This window comes from Paenibacillus shirakamiensis (assembly GCF_017874255.1).
Lineage (GTDB): Bacteria > Bacillota > Bacilli > Paenibacillales > Paenibacillaceae > Fontibacillus > Fontibacillus shirakamiensis.
In genome coordinates, this window is sequence record NZ_JAGGLD010000001.1 from 687781 (window position 1) to 712541 (window position 24761).

25 protein-coding genes are annotated in these 24761 nt (G+C 38.7%); 19 read left to right on the forward strand and 6 right to left on the reverse strand.

The features are described 5' to 3' along the window. On the forward strand, nucleotides 1-1458 hold the full coding sequence (locus tag J2Z69_RS03250) for a carboxylesterase/lipase family protein (RefSeq protein ID WP_209859094.1): 1458 nt from the start codon (nucleotides 1-3) through the stop codon (nucleotides 1456-1458). Nucleotides 1459-1591: 133 nt separating this feature from the next. Here the strand turns inward: J2Z69_RS03250 and J2Z69_RS03255 are convergent, their stop codons facing one another. Next, a complete protein-coding gene (locus J2Z69_RS03255; RefSeq protein WP_209859095.1) occupies nucleotides 1592-1894 on the reverse strand; it encodes a hypothetical protein in 303 nt (100 codons plus the stop codon). Nucleotides 1895-2107: 213 nt separating this feature from the next. Between J2Z69_RS03255 and J2Z69_RS03260 the strand changes: the two genes are divergently transcribed. Then, a complete protein-coding gene (locus J2Z69_RS03260) occupies nucleotides 2108-3385 on the forward strand; it encodes an ArnT family glycosyltransferase (RefSeq protein ID WP_209859096.1) in 1278 nt (425 codons plus the stop codon). A 124-nt stretch (nucleotides 3386-3509) separates the two neighbouring features. Here the strand turns inward: J2Z69_RS03260 and J2Z69_RS19095 are convergent, their stop codons facing one another. The 3 genes from J2Z69_RS19095 to gdhA form a co-directional block, all read right to left on the reverse strand. Beyond that, the gene (locus J2Z69_RS19095; protein WP_245338930.1) at nucleotides 3510-5054 is read right to left on the reverse strand and encodes an alkaline phosphatase family protein; all 1545 of its coding nucleotides are present in this window, start codon (nucleotides 5052-5054) and stop codon (nucleotides 3510-3512) included. A 732-nt stretch (nucleotides 5055-5786) separates the two neighbouring features. Continuing rightward, complete coding sequence (locus J2Z69_RS03270; protein ID WP_209859097.1) at nucleotides 5787-6221, reverse strand: ferritin-like domain-containing protein; 435 nt, start codon at nucleotides 6219-6221, stop codon at nucleotides 5787-5789. A 230-nt stretch (nucleotides 6222-6451) separates the two neighbouring features. Next, nucleotides 6452-7831, reverse strand: a complete 1380-nt coding sequence (gene gdhA, locus J2Z69_RS03275) for an NADP-specific glutamate dehydrogenase (RefSeq protein WP_209859098.1) — start codon at nucleotides 7829-7831, stop codon at nucleotides 6452-6454. Between the two features lie 534 nt (nucleotides 7832-8365). Here gdhA and J2Z69_RS03280 point away from each other — a divergent pair. The 10 genes from J2Z69_RS03280 (at nucleotide 8366) to J2Z69_RS03325 (ending at nucleotide 17482) form a co-directional block, all read left to right on the forward strand. Further along, nucleotides 8366-8989, forward strand: coding sequence for a hypothetical protein (locus J2Z69_RS03280; protein ID WP_209859099.1), 624 nt, complete (start codon nucleotides 8366-8368; stop codon nucleotides 8987-8989). Nucleotides 8990-9863: 874 nt separating this feature from the next. Further along, complete coding sequence (locus tag J2Z69_RS03285; protein WP_209859100.1) at nucleotides 9864-10406, forward strand: O-acetyl-ADP-ribose deacetylase; 543 nt, start codon at nucleotides 9864-9866, stop codon at nucleotides 10404-10406. A 57-nt stretch (nucleotides 10407-10463) separates the two neighbouring features. Continuing rightward, nucleotides 10464-10961, forward strand: a complete 498-nt coding sequence (locus J2Z69_RS03290; RefSeq protein WP_209859101.1) for a hypothetical protein — start codon at nucleotides 10464-10466, stop codon at nucleotides 10959-10961. 413 nt (nucleotides 10962-11374) lie between these two features. Further along, nucleotides 11375-11971 carry a hypothetical protein gene (locus J2Z69_RS03295; protein ID WP_209859102.1) on the forward strand — a complete coding sequence of 199 codons (597 nt, stop codon included), beginning with the start codon at nucleotides 11375-11377 and terminating at the stop codon, nucleotides 11969-11971. A 22-nt stretch (nucleotides 11972-11993) separates the two neighbouring features. After that, a complete protein-coding gene (locus tag J2Z69_RS03300) occupies nucleotides 11994-12455 on the forward strand; it encodes a hypothetical protein (RefSeq protein ID WP_209859103.1) in 462 nt (153 codons plus the stop codon). Between the two features lie 239 nt (nucleotides 12456-12694). Further along, nucleotides 12695-13354 carry a MarR family winged helix-turn-helix transcriptional regulator gene (locus J2Z69_RS03305; protein WP_245338931.1) on the forward strand — a complete coding sequence of 220 codons (660 nt, stop codon included), beginning with the start codon at nucleotides 12695-12697 and terminating at the stop codon, nucleotides 13352-13354. A gap of 33 nt (nucleotides 13355-13387) precedes the next feature. Continuing rightward, entirely contained in the window at nucleotides 13388-14833 is a 1446-nt protein-coding gene (locus J2Z69_RS03310; RefSeq protein WP_209859105.1) for an aryl-sulfate sulfotransferase, read from the forward strand. A gap of 47 nt (nucleotides 14834-14880) precedes the next feature. Continuing rightward, nucleotides 14881-15900, forward strand: coding sequence for an ABC transporter substrate-binding protein (locus J2Z69_RS03315; protein ID WP_209859106.1), 1020 nt, complete (start codon nucleotides 14881-14883; stop codon nucleotides 15898-15900). 5 nt (nucleotides 15901-15905) lie between these two features. Continuing rightward, entirely contained in the window at nucleotides 15906-16709 is an 804-nt protein-coding gene (locus J2Z69_RS03320; RefSeq protein ID WP_209859107.1) for an ABC transporter ATP-binding protein, read from the forward strand. Continuing rightward, a complete protein-coding gene (locus J2Z69_RS03325) occupies nucleotides 16706-17482 on the forward strand; it encodes an ABC transporter permease (RefSeq protein WP_209859108.1) in 777 nt (258 codons plus the stop codon). The genes J2Z69_RS03320 and J2Z69_RS03325 overlap by 4 nt, the downstream gene beginning before the upstream one ends. Nucleotides 17483-17866: 384 nt before the next feature. On the opposite strand, the gene J2Z69_RS03330 is transcribed toward J2Z69_RS03325, so the two are convergent. Next, the gene (locus tag J2Z69_RS03330) at nucleotides 17867-18685 is read right to left on the reverse strand and encodes a 2-oxo acid dehydrogenase subunit E2 (protein WP_209859109.1); all 819 of its coding nucleotides are present in this window, start codon (nucleotides 18683-18685) and stop codon (nucleotides 17867-17869) included. A gap of 279 nt (nucleotides 18686-18964) precedes the next feature. Here J2Z69_RS03330 and J2Z69_RS03335 point away from each other — a divergent pair, with 279 nt between their 5' ends. The 3 genes from J2Z69_RS03335 (at nucleotide 18965) to J2Z69_RS03345 (ending at nucleotide 21538) form a co-directional block, all read left to right on the forward strand. After that, nucleotides 18965-19441, forward strand: a complete 477-nt coding sequence (locus J2Z69_RS03335; protein WP_209859110.1) for an RrF2 family transcriptional regulator — start codon at nucleotides 18965-18967, stop codon at nucleotides 19439-19441. A 260-nt stretch (nucleotides 19442-19701) separates the two neighbouring features. Beyond that, entirely contained in the window at nucleotides 19702-20253 is a 552-nt protein-coding gene (locus J2Z69_RS03340) for a sigma-70 family RNA polymerase sigma factor (protein ID WP_209859111.1), read from the forward strand. Continuing rightward, nucleotides 20246-21538 (forward strand): DUF4179 domain-containing protein, encoded by a 1293-nt coding sequence (locus J2Z69_RS03345; RefSeq protein WP_209859112.1) that lies wholly within the window; start codon nucleotides 20246-20248, stop codon nucleotides 21536-21538. The genes J2Z69_RS03340 and J2Z69_RS03345 overlap by 8 nt, the downstream gene beginning before the upstream one ends. A 148-nt stretch (nucleotides 21539-21686) precedes the next feature. Here the strand turns inward: J2Z69_RS03345 and J2Z69_RS03350 are convergent, their stop codons facing one another. Next, complete coding sequence (locus tag J2Z69_RS03350; RefSeq protein ID WP_209859113.1) at nucleotides 21687-22529, reverse strand: hypothetical protein; 843 nt, start codon at nucleotides 22527-22529, stop codon at nucleotides 21687-21689. Between the two features lie 401 nt (nucleotides 22530-22930). On the opposite strand from J2Z69_RS03350, the gene J2Z69_RS03355 reads away from it, so the two are divergent. The 4 genes from J2Z69_RS03355 to J2Z69_RS03365 all read left to right on the forward strand — a co-directional run bounded on the left by J2Z69_RS03355 (nucleotide 22931) and on the right by J2Z69_RS03365 (nucleotide 24758). After that, nucleotides 22931-23332, forward strand: a complete 402-nt coding sequence (locus J2Z69_RS03355) for a tyrosine-type recombinase/integrase (protein WP_245338932.1) — start codon at nucleotides 22931-22933, stop codon at nucleotides 23330-23332. A gap of 222 nt (nucleotides 23333-23554) precedes the next feature. Beyond that, the gene (locus J2Z69_RS19245) at nucleotides 23555-23680 is read left to right on the forward strand and encodes a hypothetical protein (RefSeq protein WP_281069363.1); all 126 of its coding nucleotides are present in this window, start codon (nucleotides 23555-23557) and stop codon (nucleotides 23678-23680) included. Nucleotides 23681-23973: 293 nt separating this feature from the next. Then, nucleotides 23974-24300, forward strand: a complete 327-nt coding sequence (locus J2Z69_RS03360; protein ID WP_209859114.1) for a hypothetical protein — start codon at nucleotides 23974-23976, stop codon at nucleotides 24298-24300. 197 nt (nucleotides 24301-24497) lie between these two features. Then, complete coding sequence (locus J2Z69_RS03365) at nucleotides 24498-24758, forward strand: hypothetical protein (protein ID WP_209859116.1); 261 nt, start codon at nucleotides 24498-24500, stop codon at nucleotides 24756-24758. Nucleotides 24759-24761: the final 3 nt, after the last annotated feature.

The following is a 24761-nucleotide window of genomic DNA, read 5'->3' on the forward strand; positions in this document are numbered from 1 at the left end:
ATGGATAACTTAATTGTAAGTACGCTCTATGGAAAAGTTGAAGGTCAATCCGAAGATGGAGTGCATATTTGGAGAGGGGTTCCGTATGCTAAGCCTCCTGTTGGCAAGCTTAGATTTCAAGCACCCGTATCCCCAGATGCATGGGATGGCGTACTTGAGGCCTTTGAATTTAGCGCGGAATGTCCTCAACCCCTAGATGGTCTTAATCAGCGTTTTGAACAAAGAACGATTCCACAATCCGAAGATTGCCTTTATCTGAATATCTGGAGACCGGATAACATTCAGGATAAGCTTCCAGTTATGGTCTGGATTCATGGAGGGGCTTTTGTAACAGGGTCGGGTAGTAGTTCCTTTTATGAAGGTACACATCTTGCAGCACAAGGCCATGTAATTGTCGTTACTTTAAATTATCGACTAGGGCCATTCGGTTTCCTCTTTATGAATGAATTGAGTTCACAGTATTCACCCAATGTGGGATTGCTCGATCAAATCGCTGCATTAGAGTGGGTTAAGGATAATATTGAAGCCTTTGGTGGCGATTCAGAGCGCATCACCGTGTTCGGAGAATCGGCAGGCAGTATGAGTATCGCAGCGTTACTTGCTATGCCTAGGGCAAAAGGGCTATTCCAACAAGCGATTATGCAAAGCGGGGCTGCACAAGTACTGCCGACTAAGCAGGCTACATTGATTGCGGGTGCATTTTTACAAGAATTGGGTATATCGCCCGCTACCTTGCACGAACTTGAGAATGTACCTACAGAACATATTCTTAAAGTGGGAGAGATCATTCGGAGCAGGTTTGGCAATCACACCGTTCTCTTGTTCCAGCCCGTTGTGGATGGGGAGATACTCCCTAAAGATCCATTACAAGCTATTGAAGATGGCTCCGCAGAGGGAATTCCCTTACTTATAGGCACGAACAAGGATGAAGGTGCGCTCTTCTTCCCTGGGGGAGCTGAACCTGTAGATCTTACACCACTTATTCAAAGTTTCGAGATGATTACAGGTCTTCAACATGGAAAGCAGATCTTGTCTGCATATCCAAGTACCGCTGCAGGACAAGCCCAGATCGTGACGGATTTTGTGTTCTGGCGTAATGCGGTTCTATTCGCGGAGAAACAGTCTTTGGTCGCCCCCGTATGGATGTATCGATTCGACTGGACAGAGCCGCATCACCCGTTCTTCCATCAAGCTGTTCATGCGGCAGAGATAGCGTTTGTATTCGATAATCTGGAGGTGTTCAAAGTTCCAGGGACGAATATCTCAGATGACATGAAGCAAATCGCCATGCAGATGCAGCAAGCATGGGTTGCTTTTGCCCATAAGGGAACACCCGAAAGCCATGAGCTGAAGTGGCCCGCGTATACAAAGGATGAACGCTTTACCCTTATTTTTCATAGAGACACGCATGTGGAACAAGATCCCGATCATCAAAAGCGTCGATTGATTGTTCGATAGTAGCAGTAAGTTAGCCTTCGTATAAAATAGTATAGGTATGAATCTAGAACAAATAAGAATGGGATGAAGGGGTCCTATTCTTTTTTTGACATGTTTTTGGAAGTTGTGTTCTTAGAAGGTATGTTCTTAGAAGCTATACACCTGGATAAAACGTTTCTGGGGAAGTAATAAAAGATGTGGAGGAAGGTTTTTGAGGTTTAGGTGTTGGTTTTTTGGTACGATCTAAGGAACTTCGGCAGGAGACGGCTACAATGATAAAGATGATAATTACACCGATGAAGCCTAGGCAACCCGCCCACTGTAACTTTGGGAGTGAAGTGGAGTCAGAAGAACCTTTATCTGCTTGGCTATCAGTATTATAAAATTCAGTACCCTCACAAAAGGGACATATATTACTCTCTTTCGACACAGCTCGACCACAACGCTTACATTTCACGAAAATCCCTCCTATATTTTGACAATGTACTTCATTGTAACATATGAAATTAATCTAGGTATATAGAATCATACAATTGAAATTCTCTGCACATCGGAAGTAAATGCAGCAGGGAAAGATTTGAAATCGTAAATTATGGGTGTCTTTTTAATTTCATAATGTTTAAGATGGGAGAGGAGTTTGCTAGTTAATCTGCTTGAAAGAGAGAGGTACATGAATATAAGAAGAGATAAATGGGTCATTAGGGTATGCTTAGGGGTATTTATTGTCGGGGTGCTGATCGCATGGATACATCAGAATAGCTTGTTGTTAGGAACCTTAGATAAATTAGATAACGACGATGTCAGATATATACGTAGTGGACAACAATTGCTGGAGACAGGTAGATTGATATACTATAATCCCACTTCGACACTTACAGCCTTTATTATGCCAGGATTGCCCGTGTTGTTAGCCGGAATTATGAAATTGTTCGGAACTGGAGATACGGGAGTTCAAGCTTATCGTGTTTTTCAGGCTCTGCTCACATCTTGCTCCGTAGCTATGGTCTATTTTATTGCGAGGCAACTGTATAATCAGCGCATTGCAAGAATCAGTCTTATCCTAATTGCAGCGTATATGCCTATATATTATGTAGGTAATTTAGTGCTAACCGAGACGTGCTTCACATTTACAATGCTCTTATTCACCTATTCTCTAGTTGTGGCTGAGGCTCGTCAGTGGAAGCGTGACTACGTATATGTAGGGCTGGCTCTGGCCGCGGCCATTTATTTCAGACCTACTGCAGCACTGCTTCCTTTAACTATCGGACTGATGTGGCTCATCCGAAGGGTTCCTTTCAAAATAATGTGTCGTCATGCACTCATTCTTGGAGTAACAGTTGTCATCTGCTTAAGTCCATGGTGGATTCGAAATGCACAGGTCTTTCACGAATTCATTCCGCTCACCAATTCCTCAGCAAATCCTTTCTTATTGGGGATGCTGATTAATGAACATGAACCGAGCGACTTTATACGCGATCATGCACAGATATATGAATCATATCGCCATGGTAGCGAGGCTCAGCAGAAAGAGCTAGCTATGATGATTTTCAAATATCAATTCTTAAATCATCCGATTATTTTCGGGTTATGGATTGTTTTTGGCAAATTGTTACGCTTAATCATTATTCCGTTCTACTGGGCCCCGGTACTTGGCATTCCTATATGGCTCGTGGTACTTCAGCATGGGGTATATTTGATTGCTTCGATCGCAGGTCTTTGGACGATGGTACGTCAGCGCAAGCTTGCCTTTCTTGCATTCTTTGGAGTGCTTACTTATTTTATAGCCGTCTATCTCCCTTTTATAACGATGGAGCGCTACTTTTATCCTACGATGTGGCTCATGATGATTCCTTTGGCTGTTTTTGTAGAAAGCAGAATAGGGAAGACAAGGTTCGATAGAACCCAGCTTCCATCAAGGCCGATTAGCGAAGATACAATTAAGCTGTAATACAGGCTGTAAATGTAAGTTCTATATGAAATAAAATATATGAAAATAATTCAAAGCATGATTACTCCTATGGCTAGGGCAATCATGCTTTGATTCATTTCACTATACTGTTCAGTAATTCAGATTACTGAGACAATCCTACAGATTTTCCATCGAGGTTCCAAGCGGAACTAATCGGAACGCCTAGGTAGTTCAGTGCAGTTACCATAACGTCAGCTTGATTGACGGTTCCCGTCAATTGGCCTTTCGTAGTTCCAGGACCGTTCGCAATATAGAAGATGGTCCGTTCTTCGGCACTGTTTCCACCGTGACCTGTAAGTTTGCCTCCATGGTCTGTGGATAATAAAATGAGCCATTCTTCTTGGTTGTAAGTACTGCGGCTCTTGATCGCACTTAGAATCGTACCGATCTGACCATCTACAGTATGAATAGCATTCTTATATTGGGAAATGATCGGGCTAAATCCATACGAATGACCTGCTTCATCTACACCATCGAAATCTATAAAAGTGAAATCGGGATTACCATTTTTGATAAGGTTAACTGTAGATGAAGTCACATCTGCATCGGAAGCTGCATTAATCTCCTGGTCAATGCCATCTACTAGATTCGTATTAATCGGTGCCCAATTCACAATAGACGCGGTGTTGAGTGTAGGTTTGTATTGTTCCGCACGCTTCATTAACGAAGGATACGTTCCGAACTGACTCCCTGCCCAAGTGTTGTCTTTTACACCATGCTTGGTATACCATACGCCAGTATGCATAGTGGACCAACCTGTCGCACTCCATGTGTAATTCGTATTCGCTTGTGCATTCCAGCTATATGCTCCCCCGGCAGCGAGAGCATCAATATTTGGTGCATCCGCGGCTTGTATAGCATCGGGACGTGTTCCATCGATGCCAATTACAAGTACTTTGCGCTTAGAACCACTCGGAGGCTGAGGAATCGCATTGTATTGAGCCAGAACTTCATCAGAAGTAAGGACACGCTTGTAAATTTGTAATTCATCTAACTTGGCTTTCAGTGGTGAACTGTAAGTTCCTGTGCTATCTTGAGCAATACGAGTGCTGAACGAGGTATCAATCGTGCCCGTTTTGGTTGCAATGGACGCACTTGCAGCAAGTGTCCCGTCTTTATAAAGATTCGCATTACCATCCCGATCTTGAGTTACTGTAACCAAGTGCCATCCTCCATCGGCAGCTCCTGGGATATAAGCATCCGAGCGGGATTGGCCAGCGGGTGTATAATTCCACTTGATAGATCCATTGGCTTGCAGCGCGATAACCCAGCCTGGATTAGCTCCACTAGCCCAGTTCTTGTTCCCAATAACCACCGCATCTCCACTAACGGGGCTATCGGCTTGTAACCAGAAAGAGACGGAGTAATCCGTTGTGCCCCCAAATGTAGTGGCAGCCGTTTTCCCGAGATCCAAGTATTGCCCTGCTTGACTAAATTGAATGGCCTGTCCTGATTTTCCCGCTACATAAGTGGGGCTGCCTGTTACCGTCACAGGGGTGCTGCTGCTCGAAGTATCCGTCGTGTTGCCTTCAAATTTCAACTGCACTACAGCATCACTAGGTACGGTAGCTGCTCTTGCAGGCAGGGTTGGGAGGATTCCCCCAAGTACAATAGCCACGGCTGCAAACTTTAGAAAACGGTGATTCATATTATTAATTCCCTCCTTAAGGTAAGTTCACTTTTGATTATGAAAGCCATTTGTTAGTTAAAGATGATAAGAAATTCATCATAATGATAAAGTGCTAATAAATGTAAAACTTTAATTTCATACGCATTTATTATTACAGTAATGAAAGTAATGTATGTCCATAGAAATGAATTTGAACTTCTTCATGATTTGTATCAGAGGCAGAGTAATCTGAAGGGTATATCAAAGAGCTGTTCATCCATATTCTGATTATAAAATCCAAAGACGATAGCAGTGGAATTGAAATGTCTCTTTGTTTGGTTTGGACAGAGATAGAAGGGTCTATGATGGAGGTGTTTATAAGGGAGTATGAACTCAAAGACATGCAATCATAATATAAAGTAATTTACATAACAAGTAATCGCGATGGAATGTGGGCACGCATGACGAAAGGCTGGTAAATATAGAAAGTCGCAAAGTTAAGTCTGAAATTAATTCTAATGTAGAAAGCGTTTTTTGTAGACAATTTCGGTGAGTAATGGAGTTAAGGTATTAATTATTTAGAATTGTAAATAGAGAAATAGGAAAAAGCCCTTCCGTTAGGAGGACTTTTATCCATGAACCTTTTTGTTTACATTAAAATGTTGACATCGCTTCATTTAGGTAGTTTTCTAGCCAAGAATTCCATAGTCTTACCACAGTTTGTATATTCCTTATGAAACAAATGCTAATATTGAGTGTAGTAAAGGGTTGTTATACACTAGATTCCAGACTTTTGAGAAGATCGATATGTTTCTTGTCGTGATCCAAAATATGTTGAATCAACTGAAGACTCTCCGGGTCAAGATCTCCTTTAACCATTTCCGCAGACCGATGTATGCCGTATTTATCCTCACCTTCGGCAACCACTTGAATAATTTCCTTCGTTGTATGGGGAGCAGTTAAGCTGCTGAAAAACCCTTGAACAGAACCAATCCATCCCTCATCATCAACAGGAACACCACCTAAGTTCTGAATTCGCTCAGCAATAAGTTGTGCATGACGTTTATGATCCTGTTGAATATTTTGAAACTCTTTCTTAATCCTCGGATCTTCTAATTTTTCTATAAAGTGTTCGTACGAATGAATTCCCATATACTGACCCTTTAGAAATTCATTCAACTCTTTTACTACACTTTCCTTTGACATGATCAAGCCTCCTTTTTAATTGTAGTATCTGAGTAAAATGAGAAAATATTCTAAAAAATATTTTAGTCTTAAGCTACTAAGTTAAATGAACTATTATTATTATCCAATAAAGAACAAAAGAACGTGCATATATAAAAAGGGCTGCCGCTCAAGATCAGAATATTCTGATTTGAACAGTAACCCTCATATATTTAGCTTAAATATTTAGATTTTGAGTTGTGAAGAAAAGCTTACACCACACCATGAGCAATCATTGTGTCAGCAACCTTAATGAAGCCAGCGATGTTAGAACCAACTAAGAGGTTACCAGGGTGGCCGTATTCTTCAGCAGCCTTTACACTGTTGTTGTAAATATTCTTCATAATTACATGTAACTTAGCATCGACTTTCTCAAAAGACCAAGCTAGTCTAGCACTATTTTGAGCCATTTCTAACGCGGATACGGCTACGCCACCAGCATTTGCTGCTTTTGCAGGCCCAAAATAGACATCATTTCCAAGGTAGACCTCAATGGCTTCGAGTGTAGAAGGCATGTTAGCTCCTTCAGCGACGTATTTCACTCCATTCGCAACCAAGAGTTTGGCCGCTTCTTCATCAATTTCATTCTGCGTTGCACAAGGCAGGGCAATATCACAAGGAATGGTCCAAATACCACTACAATCCTCATAATACTCAGCGCCGGGATGCTCGTTAACATATTCTTTGATTCTTTTGCGTTCTACTTCTTTTAATCTTTGCAAAGTTTCAAGATGAATGCCGTTGCGGTCATAGATATAGCCGTTAGAGTCACTTGCGGCTACTACTTTTGCGCCTAACTCTTGTGCCTTCTGAATGGCATAGATGGATACATTTCCAGACCCAGAGACTACTACGGTTTTTCCTTCAAATGTTTCGTCTCTCGAAGCAAGCATTTCTTGTGTAAAGTACACGAGACCATAGCCGGTTGCCTCCGTACGAGCCAAGCTACCCCCGTAATTTAGGCCTTTGCCTGTAAGGATGCCTGGTTCATTACCGCCACGCAGACGTTTGTATTGTCCGAACATATAGCCAATTTCCCGTGCACCTACGCCAATATCTCCCGCAGGAACATCGGTGTCAGGCCCGATGTATTTGGAAAGTTCAGTCATGAAGCTTTGGGTGAATTTCATAACTTCATGATCCGATTTACCTTTCGGATCGAAATCGGAACCGCCTTTACCTCCGCCGATGGGCTGCCCTGTTAATGAGTTTTTGAAGATTTGTTCGAAGCCTAAAAATTTAATAATGCTGGCATTAACAGAGGGATGGAAACGAAGACCGCCTTTATAAGGACCGATCGCACTGTTAAATTGCACACGGAAGCCGCGATTCACCTGTACTTTGCCATGGTCATCCGTCCATGGAACGCGAAAACTAATCAATCTTTCGGGCTCTACGATTCTTTCAAGAATGCTGTTGTTACGATACTTTGGATGCTTAGCGAGTACAGGAACCAAGGAATCTAAAATTTCTTTGACCGCTTGGTGGAATTCGTGCTCTCCAGGATTTCTTGTTGTAACAGTCTCATAGACTTCGTGAACATATTGTGTAGCCTCGTCAAGATTTGTATGCTTTTGTTGTTCCGTAGACATGTCGTTTCCTCCTTTATATGAACAATTGCATGTTCTAAATTTCACCTACATTTAATTTATATTTTTATAATTATCCTATGTTGAAGGTAAATGGGCAAGTATTTTCACACTATTTATTGCCTCAAAATTAGAAGATTGCACCAAAACTAAGGAATAATAAGGGAGAGAATTCCTGTTAAACTAGCTATGTAAAGGACCTTTAATGCTTTATAGCTGAGTAGTAAAATATTTATTAAAACAAATAACCCTTTCAACGAGGAATCAATTTTAGTAGGAATCAATGAAGAAATACGTAATCATATGAAAGATAGAAGGGCCAGATTTATAATTATGGGTTATAATACCAGTTGGAGCTATCATCATGTAGAGATGACATGCTGAATAGATACATAATATTGAGTTTTTTTAGATCACAATGTTCCTTCAGAATAGAAAAGCCTGTCATTCTCTAGAGGAACAGAGAAAATTTCAGAGACCAATTTCAATACGTATATCTTAATAATAAATAAAAGAAATCAGTAGAAGAGGTTTGATATGATTGAAAAAATTATGGAATTGAAATCTATATATCCGGATTATATTTGTGATTTTATTGTTGCAATCTGCATAGCTAGTCCTGAGGAATTTAGATATCAACTGAAAAAGGCAGAGAGTAACTCAAAAAGAAAAGATATTGGGAACTCTAAATATAACTATTGGATAGCTGCCAATTTAACAGATATCAGATTTCGAGACAGTCTAAATCAAGGATTGTTTTCTTATTATTATTGCATGGCAAATCTGAGTTTAGTTCCAATCGATCAAATAGTATTTGAGCATTTTATCCCAAAATTGCAGGTGCCAGGCAATATCGTTTCAGCTTGTCGTCCTTGTGATAAATTTAAACATGATAGAAATCCAGATGATTTCGTTAATATGATTAAAGATGAGAAAATAATTGAAAATGATAAGTATGTGAAAACAAAAGAACAAAAGAAGAAACTACTACACTTCGCTCCTTTAGTAGCAAGTAGAACAGGGAATATGGAAATATGGAAAAACAAAATGATAGACATCGCTAAAGAGGATTATAAAATAGATTTTAGTATCATGCACAATGGGCCAGTAAGATATCAATATGCAGCTTTATATAGGAAAAGATGGGGAATATATAAATGAATAATACATTAAGAGAGAAATACTCTTTTGAAAATAGAAGAAACTTTAATCAGGACAATTAACACTAAAAACATTACTGATTTAACAACAGAGACTGAATTGGCGAAGATAATTTTTGATACGTTATGGATATGATCGGGGTTAAATTAGATCAATTACATTGTCTAAAATAAGCTTTTGAAAATTTTTAAGGGGAAATTGAAAGTTATACTTACAAAATATGATCTACTACATAAAGTGTTATTCATCTCTTAAGCTCGTAAATGTAATTAGTGAATAAGAAATCGTAATGAAGAACTGATTTTAGCTACAGATCTCCAAACTCTGTGTGAAGGATGACCGTGTAAGACCCTTAGTCATATTATGTTCTCAGTAAAATCATGAGGGAAGACTTACTCCGATATTTTCATATGATCGTCAATTTTATGAGTGGAATCCAGCTGCAAGTTCAACTGAATAGTCTAGCGATCCGAAAGTAACGTTTTAAGTCACATGAAAGTTAAAAATGAATAAGCGTTATGCGAAATGTCTCTAGACACGAATAATTAGAAACGAAGAGTCGCACATTCTAAAATAATGGGAAACCAGAATTATTTTTTCCAATGCTCATAAATGATATGGATGGCAAGACATTAGAGAATAATGATTATTATTTAATATTTCTAAATATAAGGCTTTTCCCAAACTGTCTGTAACGAGTGAAGTTAAGATTTGAAAATATACCCTTGGTCTGCCAGAAGTACTTTCCAGGAAATGAGTCAGGCAGATAATCGACTCTTTCTAAGTTATAAGTTATTAAAATGGAATCGAAGCGGTTAATAGGCAATATGACCTGTAATCTAAATGTGAGAATTAAAATTAAAGAGGTGTAGTCATGGACAAAAAGATAAACCAAACGATTATTGAAGTTATTAAAGGAAATATTACGAAGTCTCAATTAGATTGTATAGTCAATGCTGCAAATACAAGTTTGCTTGGTGGTGGGGGAGTGGATGGAGCTATTCATCGTGTTGGAGGAAAGGCAATACTGGATGAATGTATTAAAATTAGAAATAAACAAGGAAATTGTCCTGTGGGTGAGGCTGTAATTACAACAGGAGGAAACTTGAAAGCAAAATATGTGATTCATACAGTTGGGCCCGTGTGGAAAGGTGGCAAGAACAATGAAGCTGAGAAACTAAAAGATTGTTATATGAATTGTATGAAACTAGCACAAAATAATCATATAAGAAGTATTTCCATTCCGAATATTAGTACTGGAATTTACAGCTACCCTAAGGTTGAAGCAGCTAATATAGCAATCCAATCCGTAATAGATTTTATAAGAAGAAATAAATCGATGCTGCATGTTCAATTCGTCTGCTTTGATGAAGAGAATTATGAAATATACGAAGAAAAGTTAAAGAGATATGCGTAAGATGTGTCCGACCAATTCATATGTAGTGGACAAATAACAGCATAGAGAGGGTTAAAAATGAAAAATCAAATTACGAAAAGCTTTAAGTTTACACTTCAATTTATCTTAGAAGCTAAGTTAAGAAATGTTATGCGAAAAAGTATATTTAAATATATATTAGCAATTCTTCTCATATATCTTGGAGTTGACCAGATATATAATTTTAGTAATGATATGTTGGTTTTCACATTGTATTTAGTGTCTTTTTTAATATTAATAGGCTTTGTAATCATGCTTTCAGGAATTATTCAATATCAAGTTTTAAAAAGTAATAGTTGTAACATCACATTTACTGAAGATCATATAATTTTTAATTATAATAATCAAAGTGAAGATCAAGTGTATGACTGGAATTTGATTACTAGAGTACAATCGTCAAAAAATACTTATTACATAGATTTCAACAAAAAATATATAAAAGAGGTAGCTATACTTAGAAAAAACAGAATGAGTGAAGAGGAGAATAATACATTCAAGGAATGGATAACAAATAAGAAAAAAATAAGCGTCAATTAATACGCATATGTAAATTGTAAATTGAATTATCAAGTATGAATAAATGCTAATAGGGAGTGAACGATAGAGTCAAAGCTATTTATTCCAGTTAACTGTTTTAGCGCTAGCATTTGTGCATAGTTGCATGCATTTATGCGGGGTATAAGTTATAAAATCAAAGATATGAGGACTATGGTAGAGCCAACAATCATTATTCTATATCATAAGACCTAATTATGAACAATTTCGCAATGATAAGAGAAATGGCGGTATAAATATGTTGAACTTCCCCCTTACTCACATGTTTATTAATAGTACTACTTTTGTTAGTTTTCATACTAATTCTATGGACTAGCAAACGACATAGTGACTCCTTGAATACAGCGTCCATTGAAATACACCCTAGTCTACTGAAGAACAACGAGGTTTTAACAGTGAGCGATGTTCCTGATTTCCCTATTGGTTTTGGATACAATAATCAATGGTATGCAATTAGTACGACCGATGTTATAGATGTTATAGAATTTCTCAAACTTGAGGAGGTACAGCTTTCGAACTGGGAGACAGGAATTAAAGCGGCAAATCAAGGGTATTATTTTCTCTCTCCTGCCATAAAAGGTTGGATAATGATCGTAAATTCACGAATGCCTGATATAAGTGTTGATAGTAAACATAATCCCATAGAAACAACGAAGCGCTTAAGTGAAAAATATGGTCAAGCATTTTATTTTGGTACACATCGAGTAGTGGAATATCATGCATGGATAAAAGCTGTGGAGGGTCAGATTAAGAGAGCATATTGTTTTGTAGGAGAGGCTGGAGAAACATTACTTAACGAAGGAAAGCTGACACCCGAAGAGATTCATCATGGATTGTTGTATACAGAATTAGATGTCGATGATCCACTCTTACCTAATGAAGAAAGTGTAATTCAACTAGCTAAAGCATGGTCTATAGATCCGCAGATGCAAGGCAAGGAGTACGATCTAGGAATTGGATTCATCGGAAGGATTCATGTTACTAAACCATAGATATTCAAAATGGAGGTTCTTGATGAAGAAAAACAGTGTTTTTATGATAGTCTTATGGGTCGCCTCATTGACAACAATCGTTGCATGTAATTTACCAAACAATAATAAAAATGCAGCACCTGATATTGTAGCAACAACTAAAATTAAGCCAACTATTATCACAACATCTCAAGCAAAGTCTAACCTTAAAAGTTACAATCCCAACATCGGTGAAATCGTTAAGGGAGGTTCTGTTGTTCATAAGGAATTTAATGTTAATAAAGGCATCCAACAGTTTAAAATTTTAATGAAAAATTATAGTAGTCACCCCGTGAGTGTGAGCTTAACTCATAGAGATTCCGGTCAAATCTATTTCTCTAAGAAGATCCAAGGGAATAGTACATTGGATTGGAGAGATTATAATGAAGGTTATGAAAAGGGCATACCTGAGGGGAAATATATTCTTCAATGGAGTGGAAGCGATTATGTGGTAAATGGAGAGTAAGCAGGAACTTTAGGTTCAACCATTGAAGATATTATGGATTAATTAAATTGTTCACTAAAGAAGCTCCCTTATATTAGGGGGGCTTTTTAATATGATACTTTATTTGTTTTGAGTTTGATATTTTGATGATAGGAAATATAAGCATATATAATAAAATTTCAAATTTTTATTAATACCCACTTGACTGATATGAATTATAAGATTAATATAAGTTTATTAAATTATTTAACACTCATTAAATGAACACTAAACTAATTACATATGCCGATTGGACAGCCAAAGGCCCAGATGCGTTCACAAGTAGAACGATTCTGAGGTCTTTTTTGTCTTCTTTTGGACTAGGAAAGGAGCTTATGACTACATCGAACGAGTGGTTATTACTTGAAGAGATCGATTCATTGTTTCGCGCAACCGTTCGGAAATTCGTGAAGGAACGAGATAAGGTGACGGTGGAAGGAATTGCACTTCCAGGTCTATTGATCTTAAGTAAAATTCTTCGCGATGGCGAGCAGAAGTTAAGTATGTTAGCTGAGCAATTAGATTTTACTTCCGGAGCCATCACAGCGCTGTGCGATAAGTTAGAAGCTAAAGGTTTCGCCGTCCGCAGACGTTTGCCGGAAGATCGTAGAAGTGTTCTTTTAGATATTACGCAAGAAGGCAAAGCCATGATGGAGCGTAATCGTAACATTGGAATCCGCTGTATCACGCTTCTGTTCGAGGGCTTCTCCGCAGAGGAGCTTGAGGAGCAGAAGCATCTATACCAGCGTCTAATCCAGCAATTAGAACATTTTTCATCAACTTTATTATCCTTAGCCGAAGACAATGCGAAGAAACAAGAAGAGGCTAAGCCTACGTCGCAATCTGAGCTACACGAACATCGAAATTTCCTAAGTTATTAATTAGTACACAAAACTTATTGAGGAGTGAATGTCATGGGACATCCTACAATTTATCCAACGGGAACTACGGTGTATCTACCAGAGAAAGCATGGAGCGGGTATACCATTTTTCAAGCAGCAGAGCTTGGAGCATTATTAATTGATATGAGCGGCAAGGAAGTTCATTTGTGGAAGGGATTGCGTGGATTTCCGAACAAAATTTTACCCGGAGGATTTGTGTTTGGGAGCACGGCGGAGCGAGATCCGAAATATGGATTCCAAGATGAAGCCAATCTGGTGCAGGTGGACTGGGAGGGTAACATCGTCTGGAAATTTGATAAATATGAGTATATCGAAGATCCGGGACACGAAGCGCAGTGGATGGCTAGAGCTCATCATGATTTTCAGCGCGAGGGGAATCCCGTAGGCTATTATGCCCCGGATCAAGAACCTAGAACAGACGGCGGAAACACGTTGATTCTAGCACACAAGAACGTTCACAAACCGGAGATTTCCGATAAGGTGCTGTTGGATGACACAATAATTGAAGTGGATTATGCGGGGAATATCGTCTGGGAATGGGCAGTTAGTGATCATTTTGATGAACTAGGCTTTGATGAGAGTGCCAAAAATGTCTTGTTCCGTGACCCGAATGGCCGACACTTTGGCAACGACACGGGCGGAGATTGGATGCATATTAACTCCATTTCGGCTGTAGGGCCTAACAAGTTCCATGATGCTGGAGATGAGCGGTTCCATCCGGACAACATTATCTGGGATGCGCGAGAGTCGAATATCATCGCGATTACGGATAAGAAAACGGGCAAGATCGTCTGGAAGCTCGGGCCGGATTACTCTCTTCCTGAGGTGAAGCACTTAGGCTGGATTATCGGTCAACATCATGCTCACATTATTCCCAAAGGCTTGCCTGGAGAAGGAAATCTGTTGGTGTTCGATAATGGGGGATGGGGTGGATATGGTCAGCCTAACCCGTCTTCTCCTTATGGACAAAAGAACGCTTTACGCGATCACTCCCGAATTTTAGAAATCAATCCCGTTACGCTAGAGATTGCGTGGCAGTATACGCCAACCGAAGCTGGATTCCAAGCTCCACTTGACTCCTATCGATTCTATAGTCCTTATATTAGTTCTGCTCAGCGATTGCCCAATGGCAACACCTTGATAACAGAAGGAGCGGACGGACGTGTATTTGAAGTGACGAAGGCGCATGAACTGGTGTGGGAATATATTTCTCCGTACAAAAACAAACGTAAGTCCAACATGGTCTACCGTGCTTACCGCGTGCCGTATGAGTGGATTCCGCAATTAGAGAAGCCGGTTGAAGAAGAGATCGCAGCCCTGAATGTAGCAGAATTTCGTGTACCGGGTGCAGCGGCTAAAGGCTCGGACTCCATTGTGACGATTGAAGGAACAGTGACGTTCGAAGAAGGAGCGCTGTGTGTTGCTCGCAGTGATGAGAGGCCAAGCGAGGCGAAATAGACTTCTTTTCCATCCTCAATAATTTCAATGATAAAGGGGTTAAGACCATGTTAAAAGCTGAACGTAAGTCCTTATTTATTCTTCTTACCGTATTATTTGTCCTATCTTCTATGCTCGCTGCATGCGGGAATTCTACTGGAAAAGTGGCGGATGCCAAAGCAGGAGCGATTCCGATTAAAATAGCCGATATTTCCTCTAACCCGGTCTTTCGAGTAGCCATCCATCAAGGATTGTTCGCCAAGCATGGCATCGATGCTCAGATTGTCACGTTTGGCACCCCTGCTGAGGGAATCAATTCCCTCTTTATTAAGCAGACGGATATCGCATATGGTGCAGATTTTCCAGTACTGAATGCGGCGAGTAAAGGAGATTACTCCATCATTGCGGCTACAGGTTCGAATACGGATCTCAATGCTTCAGAGTGGAAGCTCTATGTCAGAGATGAGATCCAGAAGCCGGAAGATCTGCAAGGCAAAAAGCTTAGCTCGCTAAGAGGAACGTTTATACCCTATCTGTGGGATGTTTTTTTAGCGGAACATCATGTGGATATCAAGAATACGACACTTGTGGGCCAAGGGGCTTTCGATGAGTCTTATGTCGCACTGAAAAAAGGAGAAGTCGATGCGGTATGGGTGTTCGGGTCTGCTTTAACTAGCCGATTCCAAGGGATTCGCGGAGTACACGAGTTAACGGATATGTCAAAAACCCCGGTTAGAATTGGAGGAGCACTGATAGCGCCGAACAGCTTAATTAAAGAACATCCCAATGCGGTCTCTGGTTTTATCCAAGCCATAGATGAATCTTCTGCATATATTCAAGCTCATCCTCAAGAGGTAGCTGACCTTCTGTATAAGGAAGTCAAACAGCCTAAAGAAGCTACGTTAAAAGATTTGCCTAAAAACGTGTGGGAAGTAGGATTTACACAGCAGTCTGTAGACAGCTTATCCAAGCAAAAGAAATACATGGTCGAGCACGGCATTATTAAGAAAGATTTTGATCTCAAGACTAAAATTAGTCTAGATGCTGTTACAAGCGCGCTGCCTGACCGCGTTACCTATCAGAAGTAGAGGAGATGAGTACAGTGTCCCTGGTATCCCCGCTGAATACAATCAACATTCATCAGCTCAACAAAAGCTATGAAGAACCTAAAGCTGGTAACATACATTACATTATTAAAGATGTCGATTTAGTCATCAGGGATGGAGAATTTCTAGTCCTGCTGGGGCCCAGTGGATGCGGAAAATCAACTTTGCTTAATATGATCGCCGGCTTCGTCGCAAAGTCGGGAGGTCAGCTTACTATAGGCGGACGTGAAGTAGATCGACCCGGTAAAGATCGGGCGGTCGTGTTCCAGCAGGCTGATTCTTCTTTGTTCCCATGGCTTACGGTACGAGAGAATGTGGAGTTTGGATTGAAAATGAAGCGAACCCCAAGGAAGAAACGACAAGAGATATCTGATCATTACCTTGCTATGGTGAATTTAGCGGGACACGAAGATAAATTCCCTAGAGAATTATCAGGTGGGATGAAACAAAGGGTACAACTAGCGCGCGTATTATCCAATGATCCAGCCATCCTACTTATGGATGAGCCGTTTGGAGCACTAGATGCCATGACCCGTCGATCGATGCAAAAGGAACTGAGTACCATTTGGAGACAGACCCATAAAACAGTAATTTTTGTAACCCATGACATTCAGGAAGCGCTTCTATTAGGTCAGCGGATTGCGGTAATGTCGGCAGGACCAGCTTCCCAAATTACAGATATCTATGAAGTTCCGTTCTCATATCCAAGAGATGTTACAAGTTCCGATTTCCTTAGATTAGATCAGCAAATTCAATCCCATTTTGATGAATCGCTAGGGGGACACCTATGAATATGTTAAGGAAAAAGTGGGCAATCCTTGTCCTATTATGGGTCGCGGGGCTTGCGATCTGGCAACTAGCTGCGCTCGCTTATGGACCCGAAATCGTTCCCGGACCCATAGATACGTGGAAAGGGGCGCAGGAGCTGTTAAGTGATGGATCACTGGTTCAATATATTGGGATTAGTTTTTATCGTGTATTTGTAGGATGGACGTTAGGAAGTCTGCTTGCTATTCCAATCGGTCTAGCGATTGGGACCTTGCCAGCCATCAGAGTGTTCGCGGAACCATTTTTGAATTTTATTCGTTTTATTCCGCCGATTGCCTTCATCACCCTGTTCCTAGTGTGGTTTGGCATTGGGGAACAGTCTAAAATCGCTCTCATTATGTACGCTACGCTATTCATTGTGGTGATGAACACGTTCACCGGAGTACTCTCTGTAGAAGAGGATAAAATTCGTTCGGCTCGTAGTATGGGAGCTTCCGAGTGGCAGATTCTACTGCATGTTATCATCCCGGCAACGACCCCTTTCATCTTCACAGGCATTCGTCTTGCCATGGGCACCTCCTATATGGCCATCATCGGCGCGGAAATGATTGCGGCTAACGAAGGCGTTGGTTTTCTAATCTGGAACTCCCGACTCTTTTTCAGAACAGATTGGATTTTTGTAGGTCTTATCAGCCTTGGTCTCATGGGGTTTTCTACCGACCGTTTGGTGGGGTGGCTTGGCCGAAAGCTGCTCTATCGGTATGGTATTGTGAGCTCGGGGCCGTTGAAGAGGTAGCTTATGGATGAGAGCTAATGATAGCACTTGTGGCTAGATAAATTTTACCCTAATCTTACCTATACCTATACCTATACCTATACCTATACCTATACCTATATATCCAAACCATCAATGCAGTGGTCTTCTCATCTTCGTCTGTATAGTCATTTCACCCATCTACCTAAAGTTGCTGGAAGAAGCTAATATCACTTTTGGGGAAAGTTTGTTGAATTTGCAAAAAACCTGCTTGATATGATAAGCAGGTTTTTTGGGTAATCTCGTAAATTTGTTTATTGTTATTAAAATCCGAATTAATACCTTATCCTTTAGTTGTTGCAAAAATAATAATTTTATGGGGGAATTAGTTGCTTATCATTAATCTGCTAATTATTACGCGTATTACTACCATTCATGTATAATATGTGGATTTGCAAAGATATCATCAAGTTTTTTGAGAAAAGGTACAAGTGAACTGAAATCTACAGCGCGATGGTCAAAGGCGAGACATAGAGATAACACTTTTCTTATGCCGATTTTCTGCTCACCCTGTCCATCAACATAGACGCCGGGTTTATCCTGAACTGCTCCTATACCAACGACAAAAATCTCCGGAGGTATAATATCAAGCAATACTAAATGTCCCTTTTGCTCTCTATACAATGAGCCAATATTAGATATGGTCACGGTTCCTCCAACAATATCTTCCTTTGTAAGCGTAACAGCATGTTCTAAAGTTTGGAGTTGATCTGCTTGTGATGCTTGACCGGTAACAAAACGAATCAGTTTGAGCATATCCGTATTTTTAACTTTCTCATCCAGACGTAATGTGTATTGAGCGATGTCGACTAATGACAACTCATTCGTATTGCGGATAATGAGAGGAACCATAGATCCATTGGACATTTGCCAAGGAACTGAAGCGTGGATATGATCGTGATATATAAGCCGTCCTTCTCTAGTTGTATCATTGTACTCCAAATGTGCGTTCAGTTCAGGTGCAGCCACCAAGCCCTCCGCTATGGTCTTCAACATAATTGTATTGAAGGTGATCTTCACTTCTTTATTGAGTTTTTTGTATTCGGAGTAGAAATTAGTAATGTCAGGTTCATACACATAAGATACGTGAGGGACTTCTTTCCATGATTTAGATGTCATATGAGCAACCAATTTTCTTTGAGCATCAAAAACTTCATGTCGTACTTCGTTATTGTTAATCGACATCGAAATTTCCTCCTATAATTATAAAATGTACTTGCAAATTCGCAGCGTTTAAATGGAATAGCTCATGGATTATTTACTTTCTCCAGAATAAGATGATTATATGCTGCTGCTATGAAGGGCAGGTGAGAGACTTCTCTCTACTAAGGAGTCAATGCATGCATCAAATTCACCTCTTGAATGTGGTATAGTAATTGAAGTTATATAGTATCCATGGATATTGTATATCCACATATATATTATATCCATAGATATATAAAGTCAATAAAAGGGGTGATTTCATTGAAATTGAGCAATGCATACATACAATCTATAGCTATTGTGGTTATGTTAGCTGAACTACCAGAAGGGGTGAACTTGAAATCTATAGAACTCAGCAATCGGATGAAAGTATCGCATACTTATCTACAAAAAATTGCAAAAAAATTAAAAGATGCTGAGATTATTACATCCGAAGCTTCAAAAAATGGGGGATATTCTTTAAATAAAAGCGTGAAAGAAATTAGCTTTTATGACCTTTTTGTAGTTATCGAAAGTCAAGATAGCTTTTTAGAACAAGTAAATTATGATGTGATATACACCATGTTCCATTCTGAAACACTAGTTGCTCAATATGGAGAATTGGCTAAGCAAATTTTCCTTGAAGCAGAAAATAGCTTCAAAAATTCACTGAAAAACCACTTCATCTCAGAAGTTGTTCCTCTAGATAAAAACGGGAATTTTTTAGAAATAAACTGGAAGAAATTGCTGAATGAATAGTGGGAATGTGATTATTCATCAAAACTCAAAAGATATCAAAAGGCGTATGTCGATATTCTATCGGCGTGCGTTTTTTAATTTATATTTAATTGAACAATTCAAATTATACTTTAGATTCAAATTTTTCATTAAAATATTACCTTGACATGGTAAAGGTTGACCTTTGTTAGTATTGATAACAAAAATGGATACCTATTTATGGGAACATAAATGAACCTTTTAAGAGGCTAAAGACTCTTATAAGAGAGAGAGGTGACACTATGAATGTAGTACGACTAGTAAAAAAAGCGAAAAGGGGGAATAAAGAAGCATTACTTCAATTAATAATGTTAGAACAAGATGTGTATTTTAGGTTGGCAATGACTTACATGGGAAATACACATGATGCCATGGATGTGATGGACGATATGATCGTCAAAGTATATGAAAAAATTCATCAACTTCACTCAGAGGAAGCTTTTTATAGTTGGAGTAAAACGATCTTGGTAAATAGCTGCAAAAGCTTACTCCATAAACAAAAAAGAATCGTTCTTGTAGAGGACTTCCAAGCAATTGAAACTATTGAGATTGCTGAGTCTCTAACACGCACAAGTGATCCGTACTCTAATCGAGATCAACATATGGATATTCAAGCACTGCTGCTACATATCAGTGATCATCAAAAAGAGGCGATACAACTAAAGTATCTTCATGACCTCAACTATCAGACGATTGCAGCAATCACACAAGTGTCCATTGGTACGGTGAAATCGAGAGTGTCCGAAGGCTTAAAGAAATTGAGACTGTTTGCTAGGGGGGATGAACATGAATGAAGTGGAGGAGAAATTAGCTGAACAGAAGAAGATTATAGACACTATGAAGGCACCTGAAGAATTGGAATCAAGATTAAGACATGCTCTGCAAGGAGCACATTCAAGACGAGTGCCTTGCATCCCAACTCTATGGAAGATTGCAGCTGTACTCATGTTAGTTGTCGTTATTACAGGGAATAATTACAATGCTTTTGCTTATTATGGGAGACAAATTCTTGGATTCACGAACTATGGAAGTGATGCACTTCAGCAATTAAATGAGCAAGGTCTAGGTCAAACTATTGAACAAACGTATCCACTTGAGGATGGAATTGATCTTGTTATTAATGGGGTAATATCGGATGCGAACCAATTGACATTATATTATACAATTCACAATCCTAAGGGAGTTAAGATCCCCATTCATAATAGCTTCTATTTACCTACAAGAATCAGTGGATTTTTAACAGATTCAAAATTTATTTCTGGCGAATCCAGTGATTACTATAATGGACAAAAAGAAATAAAGGGAATAACCCAATTTGATAGCGTTAGCCCTTTCTCTAAAGAATTATCATTGCATTTCTATCAAGATCTTATGAATGGTGGCCGGAAAGAGTGGGATATATCTTTTCCTTACAATCCTAACCAAGCTTTGCGATCAGTAATGGAACAATACTTGAATAAGACCTTTGTGTTGGATAAAGGGACATTTACCTTTGATTCAATATCAGCTACCCCCACACTTACTGTAGTCAAGGGTAATTTTAAGGTTGAGAATTTTGATAAGATATCTACTTTAGCAGGAATAGAGTTAAAAGCAAATGGAAAAGTCATTAAATCTGGAAGTTCAAACACTCATCTATCCAATGATGTAAATGAATTTAATATATCCTTTCCAGCACTCCCCACTCCATTAAAGACATTGACATTAGAACTCAAAACATTTGTTGGAAATCAAGTAGTGAATCAGAATATCTCTTTGCAGAGCGCAAAGAAAATTTTCAATGTGCATGGACAGAAGCTAGTAGTAAAACAAGTATCCACGACCCCAGAAGGAGTCGAGGTTGTCATAGCAGATGACGAAAAAGTTGTGTTTAATGGGATATCTCTTGTAACGCAGACAGACATAATACCTTTAACCGAATTTAAGCAAAAGAACACGGGACAAGAAGAAGGTAAAAATCAACTTCCGCAAACATTGTTATTTTTCAAGGGAGCAACTATGCCTGAAAGTCTTCAAATAAAGGATATAGATTACTTGAAGAATTATAATGAAGTTATTGAGGTTCCACTGGGTAAGTAATTTATATCTTTTGTAATAATTCATATTAAATAGAAAGAGGCTGATTATCGAAAGATAATCAGCCTCTTTCTATTTAATACCCACACCATGATTTAAAGTTGTGATAATTGGAGGTTGAACAGAAACGATATCTGTAAGTAAAATAGTATTAAGAGCTCCTAACAATACCACATAGATCAAAGCGTTCTTCATTATCCATCTCTCCTCTAAACATTAGTTTAAGTTCTGTTGAAAATTCCTCGATTTGAGCAGATGTTGCATAGATCTTCATTTGCTCATATAACAATATGGATTTTTTGAAATACATATCATTATTAAGTCTATCAGAGATGGAAATAGTATGTAATGCATATTTTATTGCTTTAGAGTAATTTTTATTTCTACAAAAATATATCGATATCAAATAATGAATAGACAAATATTGACTAATTTCAAAAGATTGTTCGATATTTATTCCTGTCATTAAAGGAACCAACTGATCGATTTCACTTTCGATACTATAGTTATTCGAAAGAGCAGCCTCTAAAATTGTAATTAAACCGGGCAAAATTTCAATTGGATTGTTAAACAAAAAATCTAAATACTCCGGAAGTCTTTCTTTGTTACCTGTTAACAGATCTAGAGTAATTAAATTTGCTTTTGCCGCCATTTTAAATTGTTCAATGTAATATTGATTATTTTGTCCGTTGCTTACCCAACTAAGATCAGAGTATTGTGACACGCACTCTCTAGCTCTAGTTAAGGCGTTTTGTTTTTGTAAACCTAATCCTTTCATTAAATGACTGTATCCAAAGTAATATATTATTGGTTTCTCCATTAAAATATAATTTTTAGTTTTAAAATCATCTGTTACATTTATAGTAATAGATTTAAGTAATTGCTCAGATAAAGAAATTACTTTTTCCCAATTTTCAAAAGCATAAGCCATATTTATCATATTTACTAAGGTGTCAATTTCTAAATGATCATAAGAATTGAGCCAATCAGACAAGTAAAGCCCTCCTTAAATAACAAATATTTACAATTATTATATAAAATTTTTATATTAGGGTCAATTTATTTATATTAATTCTCTCCACATGTTCTCATTAGAAAGAATCTTAAGATTTTCTATGAGGACTATTTCTAGTATTTAAAGAATTAAGATTTGTATAAATGAAGATCTATGTTTTGGAAATAACTATATGCAACAATATAATTGCCCAATGAACAATTACGAAGGAGCAGCGGCTCTTTGTGAGCAAATAGTAGAGTATATTTTGGTGTTAAAATTAGTCATCGAGATTTAGTTCCTCATAATAGTTTATTTATTGAAAGAAAGCGATTTATACAAAGTAACACAATATTTAATTATTATATAGTTAGTTACATTAAGTTTAAGAGGTGTTTGGTATGGAATTTGTAGAACCTATCCGTAGTAAGAAACAGATTGATGCTTTGAAGAAGTATCTGCGAGGGCAGAATATCCGAGACTATCTGTTGTTTGTGCTTGGCATTAACTCAGGATTGCGAATATCTGATTTGCTCAAGCTTCAGGTGGAAGAGGTGAACAATCAAGATCGGATCAGCCTTCGAGAGCAGAAGACAGGTAAAAGAAAAGATTTTCCCTTGTCAGATACCTGTAAAAAAGCAATTCAGGAATATGTAAAAGCAACAGGTCATAAGTCAGGAGCGCTGTTTGCCAGGCGCAAAGGTGGGAATCCAATTAGCCGAGTACATACTTACCGGATGCTGAGTGAAGGGGCAAGCCGTGTTGGCATCAAAGAAGCCGTTGGAACACATACCTTGAGATAGTCGTTTGCCTTTCATGCTTACCAAAGTGGTGTAGATATTACTCGTATTCAAAAGCTGCTCAACCATTCAGCACCGAGTGTCACTCTGGCATACATAGGAATCACTCGACAAGAGCTAGATAATGTTTATTTCAATCTTAACCTATGAAGACGTTAACGGATGTAATACATCTGGTTAACGTCTTTTTCATTTTCAGTAGCATATGAAGGAGGCGTTTTACTAATGAAGCAAATCAATGCCAAAGGAACGAACATTTATCCGGGACAAGTAAAGTATGTATGGGTTGCAACTTGTTCTTGTGGGAATAAACTTGTACGAGCAATGAAAGTATCTGGTTTAAACATGTAGGTTGGTAAAGAACGGTTTTCCTGCAAACAATGTGGAGAACGCTTACAAAAGGAAGGACAACATTATTTAAAGGAGATCAGATGATTGGTCGGGAGCAGGTATGGGCGGAAACTGATTTTGATGAATAGCTTTTTTCTAAGAATAGCCTTGAAGTGGTCAAAGTGTTAATTCTTTGTTCAATGAATCTTACACTTTCATGTTAAGCTATTCCATCAGGTTATGTTCTGCTCAACAAGATATATGCTTAAACTGAGCCGCAGAAGTGGAAATAACGTGTTCAGGAAGTGTTAATTATGGATAAACAAATACTGCTAATGTTTGCAGATGCCATTCAGCGAAAAAGGTTACTACGAGTTACGTTTACAACCAGAAGTGGAGAGGAACGGAGTAGACGATGTGCGCCGCTGGATTTGTCACCTAATGAACGAGCAAAGATCAAATTTTACAAATATCATATGTGGGACTTGGATAGCGAGCCAAAACCAAATTTACTGAGTTTGAGTCCAGAACAAGTCATCCAATTTGAGGTAACCGCAGAGTCATTTATTCCGGAGCAAATTGCAACCTGGACAAGGAAGAACCTTTGGACAATCATTAGGGATTGGGGAAACCTGTCGTAAAGTATTCATTATAACTTCATTTAAATCAAGCTTTATGAGCCTGTAGTGTAGAAATTCACTATGGGCTTTGTTTTACCTTTTAAATGAAGATACATAGCAAAATAGTTACTATATTAAGCGGAAGAAATGGTGTACGTGGGTCAAGCATGTTGATAAGATCGACTCATGAAAAATACCAATTTATAGGAGTTAGAGCGATGGCAAATAAGAATAGGGTTTCAGGCAGAAATAGCCGTGGAAATACTCAGGTTAAACAGGAAGGTGAACAAACGATGTCAGAACAGCTTCAAAGTGAAAATGATCAGACAAGTATGGAGGCAGAAGATATTCAAGTTCATGAAGATACAGGACAAGAACAAGCTCAACAGGGTGAGGAGGTCTCGGTTCAGGAAGAACCAACTCCAACTGAGGTAGCTAATGAGAACTTAAAGGAAAAACCAATTATTCATGAAGAATAAGAG

Bases quoted from the DNA above. Each gene is read 5' to 3' on its own strand.
- J2Z69_RS03270 (WP_209859097.1), bottom strand. From the start codon at position 6,221: ATGTCAAAGGAAAGTGTAGTAAAAGAGTTGAATGAATTTCTAAAGGGT.
- J2Z69_RS03250 (WP_209859094.1), top strand. From the start codon at position 1: ATGGATAACTTAATTGTAAGTACGCTCTATGGAAAAGTTGAAGGTCAA.
- J2Z69_RS03285 (WP_209859100.1), top strand. From the start codon at position 9,864: ATGGACAAAAAGATAAACCAAACGATTATTGAAGTTATTAAAGGAAAT.
- J2Z69_RS03355 (WP_245338932.1), top strand. From the start codon at position 22,931: ATGGAATTTGTAGAACCTATCCGTAGTAAGAAACAGATTGATGCTTTG.
- J2Z69_RS03345 (WP_209859112.1), top strand. From the start codon at position 20,246: ATGAATGAAGTGGAGGAGAAATTAGCTGAACAGAAGAAGATTATAGAC.
- J2Z69_RS03300 (WP_209859103.1), top strand. From the start codon at position 11,994: ATGAAGAAAAACAGTGTTTTTATGATAGTCTTATGGGTCGCCTCATTG.
- J2Z69_RS03320 (WP_209859107.1), top strand. From the start codon at position 15,906: ATGAGTACAGTGTCCCTGGTATCCCCGCTGAATACAATCAACATTCAT.
- J2Z69_RS19095 (WP_245338930.1), bottom strand. From the start codon at position 5,054: ATGAATCACCGTTTTCTAAAGTTTGCAGCCGTGGCTATTGTACTTGGG.
- J2Z69_RS03340 (WP_209859111.1), top strand. From the start codon at position 19,702: ATGAATGTAGTACGACTAGTAAAAAAAGCGAAAAGGGGGAATAAAGAA.
- J2Z69_RS19245 (WP_281069363.1), top strand. From the start codon at position 23,555: ATGAAGCAAATCAATGCCAAAGGAACGAACATTTATCCGGGACAAGTA.
- J2Z69_RS03260 (WP_209859096.1), top strand. From the start codon at position 2,108: ATGAATATAAGAAGAGATAAATGGGTCATTAGGGTATGCTTAGGGGTA.
- gdhA (WP_209859098.1), bottom strand. From the start codon at position 7,831: ATGTCTACGGAACAACAAAAGCATACAAATCTTGACGAGGCTACACAA.
- J2Z69_RS03325 (WP_209859108.1), top strand. From the start codon at position 16,706: ATGAATATGTTAAGGAAAAAGTGGGCAATCCTTGTCCTATTATGGGTC.
- J2Z69_RS03365 (WP_209859116.1), top strand. From the start codon at position 24,498: ATGGCAAATAAGAATAGGGTTTCAGGCAGAAATAGCCGTGGAAATACT.
- J2Z69_RS03305 (WP_245338931.1), top strand. From the start codon at position 12,695: ATGAACACTAAACTAATTACATATGCCGATTGGACAGCCAAAGGCCCA.
- J2Z69_RS03360 (WP_209859114.1), top strand. From the start codon at position 23,974: ATGGATAAACAAATACTGCTAATGTTTGCAGATGCCATTCAGCGAAAA.
- J2Z69_RS03280 (WP_209859099.1), top strand. From the start codon at position 8,366: ATGATTGAAAAAATTATGGAATTGAAATCTATATATCCGGATTATATT.
- J2Z69_RS03290 (WP_209859101.1), top strand. From the start codon at position 10,464: ATGAAAAATCAAATTACGAAAAGCTTTAAGTTTACACTTCAATTTATC.
- J2Z69_RS03310 (WP_209859105.1), top strand. From the start codon at position 13,388: ATGGGACATCCTACAATTTATCCAACGGGAACTACGGTGTATCTACCA.
- J2Z69_RS03315 (WP_209859106.1), top strand. From the start codon at position 14,881: ATGTTAAAAGCTGAACGTAAGTCCTTATTTATTCTTCTTACCGTATTA.
- J2Z69_RS03330 (WP_209859109.1), bottom strand. From the start codon at position 18,685: ATGTCGATTAACAATAACGAAGTACGACATGAAGTTTTTGATGCTCAA.